The following is a 15842-nucleotide window of genomic DNA, read 5'->3' on the forward strand; positions in this document are numbered from 1 at the left end:
GTCGCCTCTATGCCGCGAAGAAAAACCCCGAGCCAAGGCGCGCCGACGCAGACAGTACGAATGGTACGGCAAGAAGGCGCAACGCCGGATCAGGGTTTTGGATCACGGCTCAGCCGAGTATCTGCCTCAGCACATAGGGCAGGATGCCGCCGTGGCGGTAGTAGTCTATCTCCACCGGCGTGTCTATCCGCAGCGTCAGCGTCAGGCGCCGCTCGGCGCCGTCCGGCCGGCGCACGACCAGCGTCGCCTGCTGCCGCGGCTTCAACTCGCCGTCCAGCCCCTCCAGGTCGAAAGTCTCGTCGCCGGCCAGGCCGGCGGCGCCGTCTCCGTCGCCGAACTGCAGCGGCAACACGCCCATGCCGACCAGGTTGGAGCGGTGTATCCGCTCGAAACTGTTGGCGATCACCGCGCGCACGCCCAACAACCGCGTGCCCTTGGCTGCCCAGTCGCGGCTGGAGCCGGTGCCGTATTCGGCGCCGGCGAAGATCACCGTCGGCGTGCCCTCGGCCTGATAGGCCATCGCCGCGTCGTAGATGGACAGCTGTTCGCCGTCCGGCTGGCGCAGCGTCAGCCCGCCCTCCACCGGCCGGCCGTCGGCGTCCGGCGGCAGCATCAGGTTGCGGATGCGGACATTGGCGAAAGTGCCGCGCATCATCACCTCGTGATGGCCGCGACGCGAGCCGTAGCTGTTGAAATCGACCGGCTTGATGCCCTGCTCCTGCAGATAGCGTCCCGCCGGCGACGACGGCTTGATGGCGCCGGCCGGGCTGATGTGGTCGGTGGTGACCGAATCGCCGAAGATGGCCAGCGCGCGCGCGCCCCTGACCGGCCGGGTCGCGGCCGGCTGCAGCGCGAAGTCGGCGAAGAACGGCGGCTCGGCGATATAGCTGGACGGCTCCCAGCCGTACACCTCGCCGCCGGCCGCCCGGATGCCGGCCCACAGCGGATTGGCGTCGGCCAGGTCCCGGTACAGCTTGCGGTAGGTTTCCGGATCGGCGGTCTGCGCCAGCGCCGCGCCGATCTCGTCCAGGCTGGGCCAGACGTCGCGCAGGAACACCGGCTTGCCGTCCGCGCCCAGGCCCAGCGGCTCATGCCCCAGATCGATGTCGACGCGGCCGGCGATGGCGAAAGCCACCACCAGCGGCGGGCTCATCAGGAAGTTGGCCTTGATCGCCGGATGGATGCGCGCCTCGAAATTGCGGTTGCCGGACAGCACCGCCGCGCACACCAGGTCGCCGGCGGCGATTTCCGACTCTATCGCCGGCGCCAGCGGGCCGGCGTTGCCGATACAGGTGGTGCAGCCGTAGGCCACCACGCCGAAGCCCAGCTGTTCCAGCGCCGGCAGCAGGCCGGCCTTGCCGAGGTAGTCGGTGACCACCCGCGAGCCCGGCGCCAGCGAGGTCTTGATGTGCGGCGCCACCGCCAGTCCGCGCGCGGCGGCCTTCTTCGCCAGCAGGCCGGCGGCCAGCATCACGCCCGGATTCGAGGTATTGGTGCAGGAGGTGATCGCGGCGATCAGCACCGAGCCGTGCCGCAATCCGTCGCCGGCCGCGCCGCCCTGCGCCTTGCCGTAGCCGCCGTCGGCGGCCGGCTTGGCCAGCAGCTCGCCGAAACGCGGCTTCAGCTCGGTCAGCGCGATGCGGTCCTGCGGCCGGCGCGGGCCGGCGACGCTGGGGACGATGGACGCCAAATCGAGCACCAGGGTCTCGCTGTAATCAATGTCGCCGGCGTCCGGCATGCCGAACAGCCGCTGCGCCTGGAAGTAGCGGCGGAAGGCGTCCACCTCCTCGGCGCTGCGGCCGGTGGCCGCCAGGTAATCGGCGGCGCGTTCGTCCGGCGGAAAAAAACCCATCGTCGCGCCGTACTCCGGGGCCATATTGGCCAGCGTCGCCCGGTCCGGCAGCGTCAGCGACGCCGCGCCCTCGCCGAAGAACTCGACGAATTTGCCGACGACCTTGGCCTTGCGCAGCAGCTCGGTCACCGCCAGCACCAGATCGGTGGCGGTGACGCCGGCGGCGAGCCGGCCCTTCAGATGCACGCCGACGACGTCCGGCGTCAGGAAATACACCGGCTGGCCCAGCATGCCGGCCTCGGCCTCGATGCCGCCGACGCCCCAGCCGACGACGCCCAGCGCGTTGATCATCGTGGTGTGCGAATCGGTGCCCACCAGCGAGTCCGGATAATAGACGTCGCCGTCATGCAGCACGCCGCGCGCCAGGTATTCCAGATTCACCTGGTGGACGATGCCTATGCCCGGCGGCACCACCTTGAAGGTGTCGAACGCCTGCATGCCCCATTTGATGAAGCGGTAGCGTTCGGCGTTGCGCTGGAATTCCAGCTTCATGTTCAGATCCAGCGCGCCCGCTTCGCGGAAGTGGTCGACCTGCACCGAATGGTCGACGACCAGGTCCACCGGCACCAGCGGCTCGACGGCGGCCGGCGGCTTGCCGAAGCGGGCGGCGACGCCGCGCATCGCCGCCAGATCACACAATAGCGGCACGCCGGTGAAGTCCTGCAGCACGATGCGGGCGACGACGAAGGGAATTTCCTCGCTGCGTTCGGCTCCGGGCTTCCAGCTTGCCAGTTGCCTGACATGCGCGTCGGTAATACGCTGTCCGTCCAGCTTGCGCAACAGCGACTCCAGCACGATGCGCAGCGACACCGGCAGCCGGCCGACATCGCCGACGCCGAGTTCGGCCAAGGCCGGCAGCGAATGGAAACGGACGCTGCGGCCGGAGGCCAGTTGGAAATCTCGCAGACTATCTTGGGCACGCAGGGACATGGTTAGCTCCGGTGAGCGCCGGCCGCTCGGCCGGCGGGGCCGCGAAAGACGGATGAAGGCTCGTCCGCCGCCAGGGTCCGACATCGTGTATCAGGATAGGCTAGGACCGGCCCCGCCGGCGCAAGTTCGACCCGACAAGGATGATGGCATGACAACAACCGTACGCAGCGAAACCGACAGTTTCGGCCCGATCGACGTTCCCGCCGCCGCGCTGTGGGGCGCGCAGACCCAGCGCTCGCTGGCGCATTTCCATATCTCCAGCGAAAAGATGCCGCCGGAGCTGATCCGGGCCTTGGCGCGGGTCAAGCGCGCCTGCGCCGAAGCCAATCGCGAGCTCGGCAAGCTGGATGGCGCCAAGGCCGACGCCATCGCCGCGGCCGCCGACGAGGTGCTGGCCGGCCGCCACGACGGCGAATTCCCGCTGTCGGTATGGCAGACCGGCTCCGGCACCCAGAGCAATATGAATATGAACGAGGTGCTGGCCAACCGCGGCTCGGAACTGTTGGGCGGCGAGCGCGGCCAAGCGCGGCGCATCCACCCCAACGACGACGTCAACCGCGGCCAGTCGTCCAACGACATCTTCCCTACCGCGATGCACGTCGCCGCCGCGACCCAGCTCGCCGAGCGGCTGCTGCCGTCGCTGGGCCTGCTGCGGCGCGCGCTGGACGCCAAGGCCCAGGCCTTCGCCGACATCGTCAAGATAGGCCGCACCCATCTGCAGGACGCCACCCCGCTGACGCTGGGCCAGGAGATATCCGGCTGGGCGGCGCAGCTGGAACTGTCCGAGCAGGCGGTGCGCGCGGCGCAGCCGATGCTGTGCCAGCTGGCCGTCGGCGGCACCGCCGTCGGCACCGGACTCAACACCGATCCGCGCTTCGGCGCCGCTGTGGCGGCCAGGCTGGCGGCAGACGGCGGCCTGCCGTTCCAGAGCGCGGCCAACAAGTTCGCCGCGCTGGCCGGCCACGAGCCGCTGCTGTTCGCCCACGGCGCGCTGAAGACGCTGGCCGCCGCGCTGATGAAGATCGCCAACGACATCCGCTGGCTGGCCTCCGGTCCGCGCAGCGGTCTCGGCGAATTGTCGCTGCCGGAAAACGAGCCGGGCAGCTCCATCATGCCGGGCAAGGTCAACCCGACCCAGTGCGAGGCGATGACGATGCTGTGCTGCCAGGTACTGGGCAACGACGCGGCGCTGGCCATAGGCGCCGCGTCCGGCAACTTCGAGCTGAATGTGTTCAAGCCGATGATCGCGCACAACTTCCTGCAAAGCGTCAGGCTGCTGGCCGACGGCATGGACAGCCTGCGCGAACACTGCGTCGACGGCATGGAGGCCAATCGCCAGCGGATAGACGAGCTGATGGCGCGCTCGCTGATGCTGGTCACCGCGCTGAATCCCCACATCGGCTACGACAAGGCGGCCGCCATCGCCAAGCACGCCCACCATCACGGCACCACGCTGCGCGAGGCGGCGCTGGCGCTGGGCCATCTGAGCGCCGAGCAGTTCGACGCCTGGGTCAGGCCCGAAGACATGGTGTGACGCCGGCTAGGGATGGAACCACAGCTCGCGCCGCGCAAGCGGCGTGGCTTCGGGCAGCAGCGGGTTGGCCAGCTCGATGATGGTGCGGCCCGATAGTTTCAACTCGCGCAGATGCTCGCCGTTGAACGCCTGGAACAGCTGCTCGAAGCCGCCGTCGGCCACGCCCTTTTCCAATCCCTGCCGGAGCATGCTCGCCAGCTCCGGCCGCTTCGGCGACACGAAGAAATAGAAGGCGGTCGGATAGTGCAGCAGCAGATAGGGGTCCAGCGCCAGGCCCTTGCCGAACGGCGACGCCAGCTCCTGCCTGACCTCGATCACGCTGCGCGGAAAATAGTCGTAGCGGCGCTGGCGCAGCATGGAGAACAGGTTCGGATAATCGGCGCTGGTGAGCACCGGCAAGCCGGCCTGCTGCAGGATCTGGGTGTCGGGCCAGTCCTGGCCTTGGCCGGCGCGCAGCCGCGCCAGTTGCGCCGGCGTCTTCACGTCCTTCAGCAACTGCGGCCGGTCGGCGGCCACCAGCATCACCCGCCAGCCTATCAGGCCCTTGTCCAGCGGCACCCGCACCGGCAGCAGCTTGCGCTCGCGCTCGCGGCTGGTCATGCCCCAGAACAAGTCGACCCGGCCATCCGGGCGCAGCATCTGTTCCATCGCCCGCCCCTGGTTCATGTCGCGCGCCGCCAGCAGCTCGCAGCGCTGCCCCTCCTCCGCGCAGGCCAATAGCAGCAGCGCCTGGATATACGGCCAGTGCGGATCGTTGTCGCCGGACACCAGCGCGTAGTGAATCTGGATGCCGGCCGCCTGCGCCAGCGCCGAGGCGCCGCACAGCAGCCAGAGAGCGAGGATTCTTGCCATCTGCCGAACCGTCCCGTGGTGGTAACGACATTTTAGTTCGTGCCGGCTGCGGCCGTTTTGCTGGATTACAGCCAGCCCAGGCCCCCGACCAAGGCGCCCAGCAGCAGCAACCACAACGGGTTCCAGTTGAGGCGCCAGGCGATCAGCGCCACCGCGGCGCTCAGCGCCCAGCCGGCGGCGTCGCGGTTGGCCGCCTGCAACAGCAGGCAGGCGCTGGCGCCGACCAGCCCCACCGTCAGCGGCAGCAGCGCGCGCGCCAGCAACCGGGTCAGTTCGCTGCCGTGATGTTCGGCCCACCAGCGCGACACGTAGAAGCTGAGCACCGACGACGGCAGACACATGCCCAGCATGCTGACCAGCGCGCCGACCACGCCGGCCACATGCCAGCCTATCAGGCTGACCACCAGCACATTCGGTCCGGGAGCCGCCTGCGCCAGCGCGAACAGCTCGGCGAACTGCGACGCGCCCATCCAGCCCTGCTCCACCACCAGCCGCTGCAACTCCGGCAGCAGCACATTGGCGCCGCCCACCGCCATCAGCGACAGCAGGCCGAAGCGCCACAGCAAGGTCAGCGCGATCATCGCTCCGCCCCCTTGCGCGTCAGCCAGGCCAGCAGCAGCGCCAGCGGCACCGAGGCCAGCAGCACCCACAGCAGCGGCAGTTGCCAGACGGCGATGGCGGCGAAGGTGGCGGCCACCACCACCGCGCTCCAGGCGCGCCGCTCCATCCGCGACAGCAGGCGCAACGCCATCGCCAACAGCAGGCCGGCGGCGGCGGCGGCCAGGCCGTGCATCACGTGCTCGACCAGCGGCAGCTGGCGGTAACGGCCGTACAGCGAGGCCAGCAGCAACACGATGGCCATCGGCGCCAGCAGCAGGCCGGCCACCGCGATCAGCGCGCCGGACGGCCCATGGAAGCGCGCGCCGACCGATACCGCCATATTGACGATGTTCGGCCCCGGCAAGACCTGGCACAGGCCGAGCTGCTCGGCGAAATCGGCCTCCGACAGCCAGCGCCGGCGCTGCACCAGCATGCTGTGCGCCTGCGGCAGCACACCGCCGAAGCCGCTGACGCCTATCGAGAAGAAGCCGGCGAACAAGTCGCGCCGGCTCGGTTGATTCAGTTCCGTATCCATGTCTTGACAGTACTCGGCAGCGGCAGACTGCACAAACGAGAATTTCTGACAGGGTCGGTCACCTGGCCTCACAACGCACCCAGCCGCCCGGCAATGAAATCGACGAAAACCCGCAGTTTCGGCAATGGCTGACGGTCGGCCGGATAGATCAGGTGCATGGGCTTGGCCTCGGGCAGATAGGCGTCCAGCAGCGACACCAGCCGTCCCGCCGCCACATCCTCCGCCAGCAACGCCTCCGCCTGCAGCGCGATGCCGGCGCCCGCCAGCGCCAGCTGGCGCAAAGCCTGGCCCTGATTGCACTGGAAGCGGCTGGCCCCTATCTGCACCCCATGCAGCTGCGCCAGCGCGTCCCAGCCGTCGTCGCGCCGCCAGCGGCTGAAGCCCAGGCAGTCATGGCCCGCCAGCTCGGCCGGCGTCGCCGGCACGCCGCGCGCGGCCAGGTAGGCCGGCGAGGCGGCGATCATCATCCGGTACGGCCGCAAGCGTCGCGCCACCATGCCGGAGTCGGACAGGCGGCCGATGCGGAACACCGCGTCGTAGCCGTCGGCCACCAGGTCCACCAATTGATCGCCAAGCTCGAGCTCCACGCCGATGTCCGGCCAGCGCGCCATGAATTCGGCCAGCAGCGGCGCCAGCCTGATCGTGCCGAAAGTCACCGAGGCGTTGATCCTCAGCACGCCGCGCGGCCGCGCGCTCAACAGCGCGGCCGCGTCCTCGGCGGCGGCCAGCTCGGCCAGGATGGCGCGGCAGCGCTGGTAGTAATGCTGGCCCAGCTCGGTCAGCTGCTGACGGCGGGTGGTGCGCACCAAGAGCCGGCCGCCGAGGCGCGCCTCCAGCGCCGCGACATGCTTGCCGACCATAGGCTGGGACAGCCGGTGAGCGTCGGCCGCGGCGGTGAAGCTGCCCTTCTCCACCACCGCGACGAATAATTCCATGCTGAGCAGGCGATCCACGAGATTAAAAACTCCTGATTATTAATCTTATGCATCTTAGCGGATTAATCACTGAAGGCAATTCACGCAGACTAGAGGAATCGCAAACCACAACGGAGAACGCCATGAAAATCCTGCTCGTAGGCGCCAGCGGCATCCTGGGCCGCGCCGTGCATCAGGCCCTGTCCCACCACCAGATCATCACCGCCGGCCGCGGCAGCGGCGACTTGCGCGTCGACATCACCGACAGCGCCAGCGTGCAGCAGATGTTCGAACAGGCCGGCCGCCTGGACGCCATCGTCAGCGCCACAGGCAGCGTGCACTTCGCGCCGCTGGCCGAGATGCGCGCCGCCGACTTCCGCGTCGGCCTGAACGACAAGCTGCTGGGCCAGATAGACCTGGCGCTGACCGGCCAGCACTATCTGAACGACGGCGGTTCGATCACGCTGACCAGCGGCATCATCAGCGCCCAGCCGATACGCCAGGGCGCCAACGCCACCGCGGTCAACCGCGCGCTGGAGGGCTTCGCCGCCGCCGCGGCGCTGGAACTGGGCCGCGACCGCCGCATCAACGTGGTCAGCCCCAATGCGCTGCAGGAATCTTGGGACGGCTACGCGCCCTACTTCCCCGGCTACGAGCCGGTGCCGGCCGCGCGCGCGGCGCTGGCCTTCGTGCGCAGCGTCGAAGGCATCGCCAACGGCCAGACGCTGACCGTGTGGTAGGCCCCGTCACCCCTTGGGAGAAACCGTAAATGAAAATACTGCTAGTGGGCGCGAACGGAACGATAGGACGCGCGGTGCGACAAGCGCTGTCCCACCATCAAATCCTGGCCGCCGGTCGCGACAGCGGAGAGCTGCGCATCGACATCAGCCAGCCTGACAGCATACACGCGCTATTCGAACGCACAGGCAATGTCGACGCCATCGTCTGCGCCGCCGGCTTGCTGCACTTGGGTCCGCTCGTCGAGATGACGCCCGAGCAATTCCGCGTCGGCCTGGACAGCAAATTGATGGGCCAGGTCAACCTGGCGCTGATCGGCCAGCATTTCCTCAACGCCGGGGGCTCCATCACGCTGACCAGCGGAATGGGCAACGAAATCCCGCTGCGCCACGGCAGCAACGCCTGCGCCGTCAACGCCGCGATAGAAGGCTTTGCGCGCGGCGCGTCCGTGGAGCTGGCGGCGGGGCTGCGCATCAACGCGGTTTGCCCAAACGTGCTGCAAGAGTCCTGGGAGCCCTTGCAAAGTTACTTCCCGGGTTTCGAGCCGGTGCCGGCCGCCCGAGTCGCCCTCGCCTACCAACGCAGCATAGAGGGCGTGGAGACCGGTCAGGTTTTCAAAGTCTGGTAAATCGCCAAGCGCAAAGGAGAAAACGCATGTATCTGCTCAACATCAGCTATATCCGCAAACCCGCCGAAGTGGAAGCGCATATCCCAAGCCACGGAGAATGGGTAAAACGCCACCTGGCTTCGGGCAATATCCTGTTCGCCGGCCCCAAGCAAAGCGGCCTGGGTGGCGTCATCCTGGCTAGGTCCATGCCCAAGGCGGCCCTACTGGCGATACTGGCGGAAGATTCATACCTGCAACACGACGTCGCCGAGTATCAGATCGTCGACTTCGACATCAAGGCGGCGCAAGACGATCTGAAAACGCTACTCGCCTGAGAACCTGTTCACGATCTTTTTCAAGCAGTGCAGCCCAGCAGGCGGCCAGATGCAAGGCGGAGAGGGCAGGCCTTGGTGATGCCAAGGCCCAGCCCGACAACGCCGCAGATGGCCGCCTGCTGGGCGGCCCTTCGGGGCCGATCTATACTGCAGCAGCCGCCACAGCACGGAAAGCCGCGATGAAACTTGTCCTGCCCGCCGCGCTGGCGTTGCTGCTGTGCCAGGGAACAGCCCAAGCCCAGCCGATACCCGCCTCCAGCCAGGCGATAGAACCGTGGGGCGATCCGGCCAGCGGGGACGGCCTGACGCCGCGCTTCCTGCGCTGGCTGGCCGGGCAAAGCGGCCTGACGCTGGCGCAGGATACCCGGCCGCTGTCCCGGGTGCTGGAAGACCTGAAGACCGGCCGCGACGCGCTGGCGCTGCTGACCGCCTCAGCCGAGCGCGACGCCTTTGCGCTGGAACTGTGCCGCCCCGCCGCGATCCAGCTGTCGGTGGTCCACCGCCAGGCCCCGCGTCCGCTGCGGACCGCTGATTTCAACAACAGACCTGTCGGCATCCTGCGCGGCACGCATACGCTGGACGGCTTCGTCGCCGCCTCCGGCGCCCATCCGGTGCTGGTCAACGACATGCGCCAGGGCTTCGCGATGCTGCGCATCGGCCGGCTGGACGCGATGATGTGCGTGCGGCCCGGCTGCGGCCGTGTGCTGCGCGAGCTCTCCTCGCCGGCCGACCAATGGGCCGAGCTGGCCGTCAGCAGCGAGCCGATGGCGGTCTATGTGTCGCGCGCCCATCCGCTGGCCCGCGACGCGGCGGCGCTGGAGCGGCTGCGCGCCGCCTGCGTGTCCGCCGCCGGCCGGCGCGAGATGGCCGAGCTGCTGTTCCGGTACGACTAAAAAACCCGCCGGCCTTCTCAGGCGGGCGGGTTGGCGTCGATCCGGACCGGCGGTGTCAGATGTCGGCCTCGACCTCGTTGCCCTTGGCCTCCATCCAGCCTCGACGGCTGGACGCCTCGCCCTTGCCCATCAGCATCACGAACATGTCCAGCGTCTGCTGCAGCATGCCGGGGCGCACCTGCACCTTGACCAGGCGGCGGGTGTCCGGATTCATCGTCGTGTCCTTCAACTGCTCCGGGTTCATCTCGCCCAGGCCCTTGAAGCGGGAGATGCTCCAGGCGTTCTCGCGCACGCCCTCGCTGCGCAGCCGATCCAGAATGGCGGTCATCTCGCCCTCGTCCAGCGCGTACAGCTTGCGCGGCGGCCGGCTCTTGCCCTGGCCGGGCACGTCGACGCGGAACAGCGGCGGCTGGGCGATATGGATGTTGCCGTTTTCGACCAGACGCGGGAAATGGCGGAAGAACAACGTCAGCAGCAGCACCTGAATGTGGGAGCCGTCGACGTCGGCGTCCGACAGGATGGCGATCTTGCCGTAGCGCTGGCCGGACAGGTCCGGCTCGTCGTTCGGTCCGTGCGGATCGACGCCTATCGCCACCGAGATGTCGTGGATCTCGGCATTGGAGAACAACTGGTCGCGATCGGTCTCCCAGCTGTTCAGCACCTTGCCGCGCAGCGGCAGTATCGCCTGGTATTCCTTGTCGCGCGCCAGCTTGGCCGAGCCGCCGGCCGAATCGCCCTCGACCAGGAACAGCTCGTTGCGCTCGATGTCCTCGCTCTCGCAATCGGTCAGCTTGCCGGGCAGCACCGCGACGCCGGAGCCCTTCTTCTTCTCCACCTTCTTGACCGATTTCAGCCGGCTCTGCGCCTGGCGGATGGCCAGCTCGGCGATCTTCTTGCCCGCCTCGACATGCTGGTTCAACCACAGCTCGACCGGATCGCGCGCGAGGCTCGAGATCAGCTTCAACGCGTCGCGGCTCGTCAGCTTGTCCTTGGTCTGGCCCTGGAACTGCGGGTCCAGCACCCGGGCCGACAGCACGAAGCGCACGCGGCTCCACACATCCTCGGCCATCAGCTTGACGCCGCGCGGCAGCAGGTTGTGGTGATCGATGAAGCTCTTCACCGCGTCGTAGACGCCGGCGCGCAAGCCGGCCTCGTGCGTGCCGCCCACCGGCGTCGGAATCAGGTTGACGTAGCTCTCGCCGCTGGCGCCGTCCTCGAACCAGGCCATCGCCCACTGCGCGCCCTCGCCCTTGGCGAACTGCTCGTGGTCGGCGCCGATATAGGCTTCGCCGGCGAACAGCGGCGCCACCGGCTCGTCGTCGCCGCACAGCTCGGACAGATAGCTCTTCAGGCCGTCCGGATACTGCCACATCTTGACCTCGTCGCCGCTGGCCTTCTCCAGCGTCAGCGTCACCGCCACGCCGGGCAGCAACACCGCCTTGGCGCGCAGCAAGCGCTCCAACTCCTGCATCGAGTAGCGCGGGCTTTCGAAATACTTGCCGTCCGGCCACACGCGAACCCGCGTGCCGCTGGTGCGCGGGCCGCAGTCGCCGACGCGGGCCAGCGGCTCGATCACGTCGCCGCCGGAGAACACCAGCCGGTGCACGCCGCCGTCGCGCTTGACCTCCACCTCCAGACGCGTGGACAGCGCGTTGGTCACCGACACGCCGACGCCGTGCAGGCCGCCGGAGAAGGCGTAGGCGCCGCCGTCCTTCTTGTCGAATTTGCCGCCGGCGTGCAAGCGGGTGTACACCAGCTCCACCACCGGCACGCCCTCCTGCGGATGCAGGCCCACCGGGATGCCGCGACCGTCGTCCTCGACGCTCAGCGAGCCGTCCTGGTGCACGGTGACGGCGATCTTGCGCGCATAGCCCCCCAGCGCCTCGTCGGCGGCGTTGTCTATCACTTCCTGGCAGATATGGGTCGGGTCGGTGGTGCGGGTATACATGCCCGGCCGCTCTTTGACCGGCTCCAGCCCCTTCAGCACCCGTACCGAGGATTCGTCGTATTGTTGAGTCATGTTCTGGTCTTGCCCTGTCGGCGCATCACGTCGACGCCGCCCGCGATGGGCGGCACAAATGAAGACAGCGGGCATCGCCCGCCGTCGCTGTATCGCAAAAGTCCCTGCCGCCGCTCACTGCTCGCTCTGCGTCGAGATTCGCGTCAGATACGCGTGGTGGCTCTCCACCCCGCGCAAAAAGCGCGACAACTCCGACAGCGCGCGCTCATAGACGTCGCGCTTGAATTCGATCACCGCGTCCACCGGCGCCCAGTAATCGTTCCAGCGCCAGCCGTCGAACTCCGGATGGCTGGTCGCGCGCAGGCAGACGTCGCTGTCCCGCCCCACCAGTCTGAGCAGGAACCAGATCTGCTTCTGGCCTTTGTAACTGCCGCGCCATTCGCGGCGTACCCAATTCGTCGGCACCTCGTAACGCATCCAGTCGCGGGTGCGTCCCAATATCTTCACGTGCTGAGGCAGCAAACCCACCTCTTCCAGCAGTTCGCGGTACATCGCGGCCTCCGGGCTTTCGCCCGGCTTGATGCCGCCTTGCGGGAACTGCCAGGAATGTTCGCGTACACGCTTGCCCCAGAACACTTCGTTCCTGGCATTGGTGAGGATGATTCCGACGTTTGGGCGGTATCCGTCCCGGTCCAGCATGGAAAAAACCTGCAATTCGTCTCGTTACCGGAATTTTTGCACATTTCAGGCCGGCTTGCCATGCGCTCGCCAGCCGCCGCCGCTCCCCCAAAGCGGTCAAACGGTGCTACGATGCGTCGATTGAACGTCATTCTACTGCGCATTCATGGCAATCCTGCTCAATCGACCCACGCTATCCCGCCTGCCCTGGCTGCCTCTGCAGCCGGAGGACTTCACCACGCTGCTGCAAACGCGCGAATTCCGCCTGCGGCTGCTGGAGGCGATAGCGTCGGCGACCCGCCGCGTCTATCTGTGCGCGCTGTACCTGGAAAACGAGGAAGCCGGCCGGGAAATTCTGGATGCGCTGTACCAGGCCAAGCAACGCCAGCCGCAGCTGGACGTGCGGGTGATGGTGGACTGGCACCGCGCGCAACGCGGCCGCATCGGCGAGGACCAGGCGAATTGCAACGCGCGCTGGTACCGCGAGGAGGCCGAGCGCCGCGAATTGGACATCCCGGTCTACGGCGTGCCGGTGCAAACCCGCGAGCTGTTCGGCGTGCTGCACCTGAAGGGCTTCATCGTCGACGACACCGTGTTCTACAGCGGCGCCAGCCTGAACAACGTCTACCTGCACAAGCTGGACAAATACCGCTTCGACCGCTATCACCTGGTCCGCAGCCCGGCCCTGGCCGACGCGATGGCCGGCTTCATGGCCGAACAGTTCTTCAACGACCCGGCCGTGTTCCGCCTGGACAAGCCGACGCCGCCGACCCGCAGCATCCGCAAGGAGATTCGCCAGTTCCGCGACAAGCTGGCGCACAGCCAGTACCGGCCGCACGGCGCGCAGACGCTGCCCGACGAGCAGCTGGCCGTCAGCCCCGTCGTCGGCATAGGCAAGGGCAACCGGCTCAACCGGGTCATTCTGGACGTCATCGCCAGCGCCCAGCAGCAGCTGTTCATCTGCACGCCCTATTTCAACTTCCCGCGCGCGGTGGTCCTGGAGATCAACCGCGCGCTGCGCCGCGGCGTCGAGATCGACATCGTCGTCGGCGACAAGACCGCCAACGACTTCTACATTCCGCCGGAGCAGCCGTTCCGCGTCATCGGCGCGCTGCCCTATCTGTACGAAATGAATCTGCGCCGCTTCGCCAAACGGCAGCGCCAGTATCTGACGCGCGGCCAGTTGCGCATACGGCTGTGGAAGGATGGCGACAACAGCTTCCACCTGAAGGGCGTCTGGAGCGATGCCCGCTACATCCTACTGACCGGCAACAACCTCAATCCGCGCGCCTTCCGCCTGGATCTGGAAAACGCGCTGCTGCTGCACGATCCGCATAGTCAGCTGCGCGAGCAAAGCCTGGCCGAACAGCAAAGCATCATGCGCCACACCACCCTGCTCGCCCACTACCGCGAGCTCGAGGACGTGCGCCATTACCCGGAGCGGATCAAGAAGCTGCTGACCCGCCTGAGCCGGGTACGGATAGACCGCATGTTGAACCTGATGCTGTAGCAGTCGGCCGCAAGCTCCGCGCCGGCCTTCCGGCGCCATATGCTAAAAAGACTAGATAGCTTGGCCAGCGGAGCGGGCCGATGGACGCGATCAAGGTGGAGACCGGCAAGCTGGCGGTCGGCCACGACTACTCGGAAAAATGGCAGCAGGTGCTGGACCTGCTGGCCGGAATCGTCAGCATTCCGGCGGCCCTGATCATGCGGGTGCAGCCGCCGCGGATTCGGGTATTCCTGTCCAGCCGCAACGACGGCAATCCCTACGAGGAAGACGAGCAGGCCGACCTGGGCACCGGCCTCTATTGCGAAACCGTGATGGCCCGCCGCGGCGAGCTCATCGTCCCCAATGCCTTGACCGATCCCGACTGGGATCACAATCCCGACATCAAGCTCGGCATGATCTCCTATATGGGCATGCCGCTGATCTGGCCCAACCAGGACGTGTTCGGCACCATCTGCGTCCTGGACCGCGCCGAAAACGCCTACACCTCGGAGTACGGTCAGTTGCTGGCCCAGTTCCGCGGCATGGTGGAGCGCGACCTTCGCCAGATCTACAACGAACATGCCCGCGCCCAGGAGGATGCCGCGCTGCGCGCCGAAGAGGCCGAGCGGGTGCGCCGCGAGTTCGAGCAGCTGCGCGCCGGCGAGCAAAAAGCGCTGCAGGCGCTGTGCGACAGCGAGGAGCGCTGGCACTTCGCGCTGGAGGGCGCCGGCGATGGCGTCTGGGACTGGCGCATCGCCGACGGCGGCATTTTCCTGTCCACGCGCTGCCGCCAATTGCTGGGTCTGTCCGATTCGGCCAGCGTCGCCGGCTTCCAGCTGTGGCAGAGCGGCATTCATCCGGATGACTCGCCGGCCGTTCGCGACGCCCTGGCCGACTATTTGCGCCAGGCCCAGGGCTCTTTCGCCGTTGAACACCGCTTCAACAAGAACGGCCAATGGATCTGGCTGCTGGGCCGCGGCATGGTGGTCGGCCATGACGGGCAAGGCCAGCCGCTGCGGATGATAGGCACCTATTCCGACATCACCGCCCGCAAGGAAGCCGAGGCGGAGCTGCAATTGCTGAACAGCCATCTGGAAGAGCGGGTGGCGGCCCGCACCGCCGAATTGAAAACGGCGATGCGGCAGATCGGCATCGCCGAAAAACAGGCCGCGCTGGCGCGCATGGTGGCAGGCATGGCGCACGAACTGAACACGCCTATCGGCAACATCCTGCTTGGCTCTTCGCAAATGCAGGCCGACGCGGCCGACATCGCCCGCGCCGACGCCGACAAGCAACTGTCGCGCAAGCGCCTGCAGGACTTCCTGCAGAAAGCCGGCGAAACCTGCGCGCTGCTTCAGCGCAACAGCGAGCTGGCCGGCGACCTGATAGGCCGCTTCAAGGAAATCGCCGTCGATCAGCTGGACCAGCCGCGGCGCAGCTTCCACCCCGGCCGGACCATCGCCAGTCTATTGCAGGCGCTGCTGCCCCCGGAACATCATCCCGGCATATCGGTCACGCTGCAGGCTCCCGAGGAACTGGTCATAGACCATTACCCAGGCGCGCTGGAGCAGCTGGTTTCGCACCTGGTGGCCAATTCGCTGGCCCATGGCTTCGACGGACGAGACAAGGGCGCGATCCGCATCGACATCGCCTGCCGCGGCGACGAAGTCACGCTGCGCTACGCCGACGACGGCAAAGGCATTCCGCCGGAACATCACGACAAGATATTCGATCCCTTCTTCACCACCCGCATGGGACAGGGCGGCGTAGGCCTGGGACTGGCCCTGGTGCACAATCTGGTGCAGCTGATCCTGCAAGGCCAGATCCGGCTGGAAAGCGAACCCGGCCGCGGAGCCGTCTTCACCGTCACCTTCCCGGCGAAACCGGGCTAGCCCCCGCATCCTAGGGCCGCCTCCAGTCTCGCT

General features: G+C 67.4%; 14 protein-coding genes. 7 read left to right on the forward strand and 7 right to left on the reverse strand.

What is annotated here, in order from left to right; genetic code table 11:
* Positions 1-109 precede the first annotated feature (109 nt).
* Positions 110-2782: an aconitate hydratase AcnA gene (gene acnA / locus CXB49_RS16555; RefSeq protein WP_101709423.1), complete on the reverse strand. Its 2673-nt coding sequence runs from the start codon at positions 2780-2782 to the stop codon at positions 110-112.
* A 148-nt stretch (positions 2783-2930) separates the two neighbouring features.
* Here acnA and fumC point away from each other — a divergent pair, with 148 nt between their 5' ends.
* Positions 2931-4316 carry a class II fumarate hydratase gene (fumC, locus tag CXB49_RS16560; RefSeq protein WP_101709424.1) on the forward strand — a complete coding sequence of 462 codons (1386 nt, stop codon included), beginning with the start codon at positions 2931-2933 and terminating at the stop codon, positions 4314-4316.
* Between the two features lie 6 nt (positions 4317-4322).
* Here fumC and CXB49_RS16565 read toward each other — a convergent pair whose 3' ends face one another.
* From CXB49_RS16565 to CXB49_RS16580, 4 genes are all read right to left on the reverse strand, one after another.
* Positions 4323-5168 carry an ABC transporter substrate-binding protein gene (locus CXB49_RS16565; protein WP_101709425.1) on the reverse strand — a complete coding sequence of 282 codons (846 nt, stop codon included), beginning with the start codon at positions 5166-5168 and terminating at the stop codon, positions 4323-4325.
* A 65-nt stretch (positions 5169-5233) separates the two neighbouring features.
* Entirely contained in the window at positions 5234-5749 is a 516-nt protein-coding gene (locus CXB49_RS16570) for a chromate transporter (RefSeq protein WP_101709426.1), read from the reverse strand.
* The gene (locus CXB49_RS16575) at positions 5746-6303 is read right to left on the reverse strand and encodes a chromate transporter (RefSeq protein ID WP_101709427.1); all 558 of its coding nucleotides are present in this window, start codon (positions 6301-6303) and stop codon (positions 5746-5748) included. Before CXB49_RS16575 ends, CXB49_RS16570 begins: the two co-directional genes overlap by 4 nt.
* Positions 6304-6371: 68 nt before the next feature.
* A complete protein-coding gene (locus tag CXB49_RS16580; RefSeq protein ID WP_233492836.1) occupies positions 6372-7238 on the reverse strand; it encodes a LysR family transcriptional regulator in 867 nt (288 codons plus the stop codon).
* A 122-nt stretch (positions 7239-7360) separates the two neighbouring features.
* Here CXB49_RS16580 and CXB49_RS16585 point away from each other — a divergent pair, with 122 nt between their 5' ends.
* The 4 genes from CXB49_RS16585 (at position 7361) to CXB49_RS16600 (ending at position 9790) form a co-directional block, all read left to right on the forward strand.
* Positions 7361-7957, forward strand: a complete 597-nt coding sequence (locus CXB49_RS16585) for a short chain dehydrogenase (protein WP_101709429.1) — start codon at positions 7361-7363, stop codon at positions 7955-7957.
* A 29-nt stretch (positions 7958-7986) separates the two neighbouring features.
* Positions 7987-8583: a short chain dehydrogenase gene (locus CXB49_RS16590; RefSeq protein ID WP_101709430.1), complete on the forward strand. Its 597-nt coding sequence runs from the start codon at positions 7987-7989 to the stop codon at positions 8581-8583.
* A gap of 26 nt (positions 8584-8609) precedes the next feature.
* Complete coding sequence (locus CXB49_RS16595) at positions 8610-8897, forward strand: YciI family protein (protein WP_101709431.1); 288 nt, start codon at positions 8610-8612, stop codon at positions 8895-8897.
* A gap of 179 nt (positions 8898-9076) precedes the next feature.
* The gene (locus CXB49_RS16600) at positions 9077-9790 is read left to right on the forward strand and encodes a hypothetical protein (protein WP_101709432.1); all 714 of its coding nucleotides are present in this window, start codon (positions 9077-9079) and stop codon (positions 9788-9790) included.
* Between the two features lie 55 nt (positions 9791-9845).
* Here the strand turns inward: CXB49_RS16600 and parE are convergent, their stop codons facing one another.
* Both parE and CXB49_RS16610 read right to left on the reverse strand, forming a co-directional pair.
* Positions 9846-11810, reverse strand: coding sequence for a DNA topoisomerase IV subunit B (parE, locus tag CXB49_RS16605; protein ID WP_101709433.1), 1965 nt, complete (start codon positions 11808-11810; stop codon positions 9846-9848).
* 114 nt (positions 11811-11924) lie between these two features.
* The gene (locus tag CXB49_RS16610; protein WP_101710742.1) at positions 11925-12449 is read right to left on the reverse strand and encodes an RNA pyrophosphohydrolase; all 525 of its coding nucleotides are present in this window, start codon (positions 12447-12449) and stop codon (positions 11925-11927) included.
* A gap of 145 nt (positions 12450-12594) precedes the next feature.
* Between CXB49_RS16610 and pssA the strand changes: the two genes are divergently transcribed.
* Both pssA and CXB49_RS16620 read left to right on the forward strand, forming a co-directional pair.
* Positions 12595-13938, forward strand: a complete 1344-nt coding sequence (gene pssA / locus CXB49_RS16615; protein WP_101709434.1) for a CDP-diacylglycerol--serine O-phosphatidyltransferase — start codon at positions 12595-12597, stop codon at positions 13936-13938.
* 80 nt (positions 13939-14018) lie between these two features.
* Complete coding sequence (locus CXB49_RS16620; RefSeq protein ID WP_101709435.1) at positions 14019-15809, forward strand: ATP-binding protein; 1791 nt, start codon at positions 14019-14021, stop codon at positions 15807-15809.
* Positions 15810-15842: the final 33 nt, after the last annotated feature.

Origin of the sequence: Chromobacterium sp. ATCC 53434, assembly GCF_002848345.1 — a bacterium.
GTDB lineage: Bacteria > Pseudomonadota > Gammaproteobacteria > Burkholderiales > Chromobacteriaceae > Chromobacterium.

Bases quoted from the DNA above. Each gene is read 5' to 3' on its own strand.
- CXB49_RS16575 (WP_101709427.1), bottom strand. From the start codon at position 6,303: ATGGATACGGAACTGAATCAACCGAGCCGGCGCGACTTGTTCGCCGGC.
- CXB49_RS16590 (WP_101709430.1), top strand. From the start codon at position 7,987: ATGAAAATACTGCTAGTGGGCGCGAACGGAACGATAGGACGCGCGGTG.
- CXB49_RS16580 (WP_233492836.1), bottom strand. From the start codon at position 7,238: ATGGAATTATTCGTCGCGGTGGTGGAGAAGGGCAGCTTCACCGCCGCG.
- CXB49_RS16595 (WP_101709431.1), top strand. From the start codon at position 8,610: ATGTATCTGCTCAACATCAGCTATATCCGCAAACCCGCCGAAGTGGAA.
- CXB49_RS16610 (WP_101710742.1), bottom strand. From the start codon at position 12,449: ATGCTGGACCGGGACGGATACCGCCCAAACGTCGGAATCATCCTCACC.
- fumC (WP_101709424.1), top strand. From the start codon at position 2,931: ATGACAACAACCGTACGCAGCGAAACCGACAGTTTCGGCCCGATCGAC.
- parE (WP_101709433.1), bottom strand. From the start codon at position 11,810: ATGACTCAACAATACGACGAATCCTCGGTACGGGTGCTGAAGGGGCTG.
- pssA (WP_101709434.1), top strand. From the start codon at position 12,595: ATGGCAATCCTGCTCAATCGACCCACGCTATCCCGCCTGCCCTGGCTG.
- acnA (WP_101709423.1), bottom strand. From the start codon at position 2,782: ATGTCCCTGCGTGCCCAAGATAGTCTGCGAGATTTCCAACTGGCCTCC.
- CXB49_RS16600 (WP_101709432.1), top strand. From the start codon at position 9,077: ATGAAACTTGTCCTGCCCGCCGCGCTGGCGTTGCTGCTGTGCCAGGGA.
- CXB49_RS16565 (WP_101709425.1), bottom strand. From the start codon at position 5,168: ATGGCAAGAATCCTCGCTCTCTGGCTGCTGTGCGGCGCCTCGGCGCTG.
- CXB49_RS16620 (WP_101709435.1), top strand. From the start codon at position 14,019: ATGGACGCGATCAAGGTGGAGACCGGCAAGCTGGCGGTCGGCCACGAC.
- CXB49_RS16585 (WP_101709429.1), top strand. From the start codon at position 7,361: ATGAAAATCCTGCTCGTAGGCGCCAGCGGCATCCTGGGCCGCGCCGTG.
- CXB49_RS16570 (WP_101709426.1), bottom strand. From the start codon at position 5,749: ATGATCGCGCTGACCTTGCTGTGGCGCTTCGGCCTGCTGTCGCTGATG.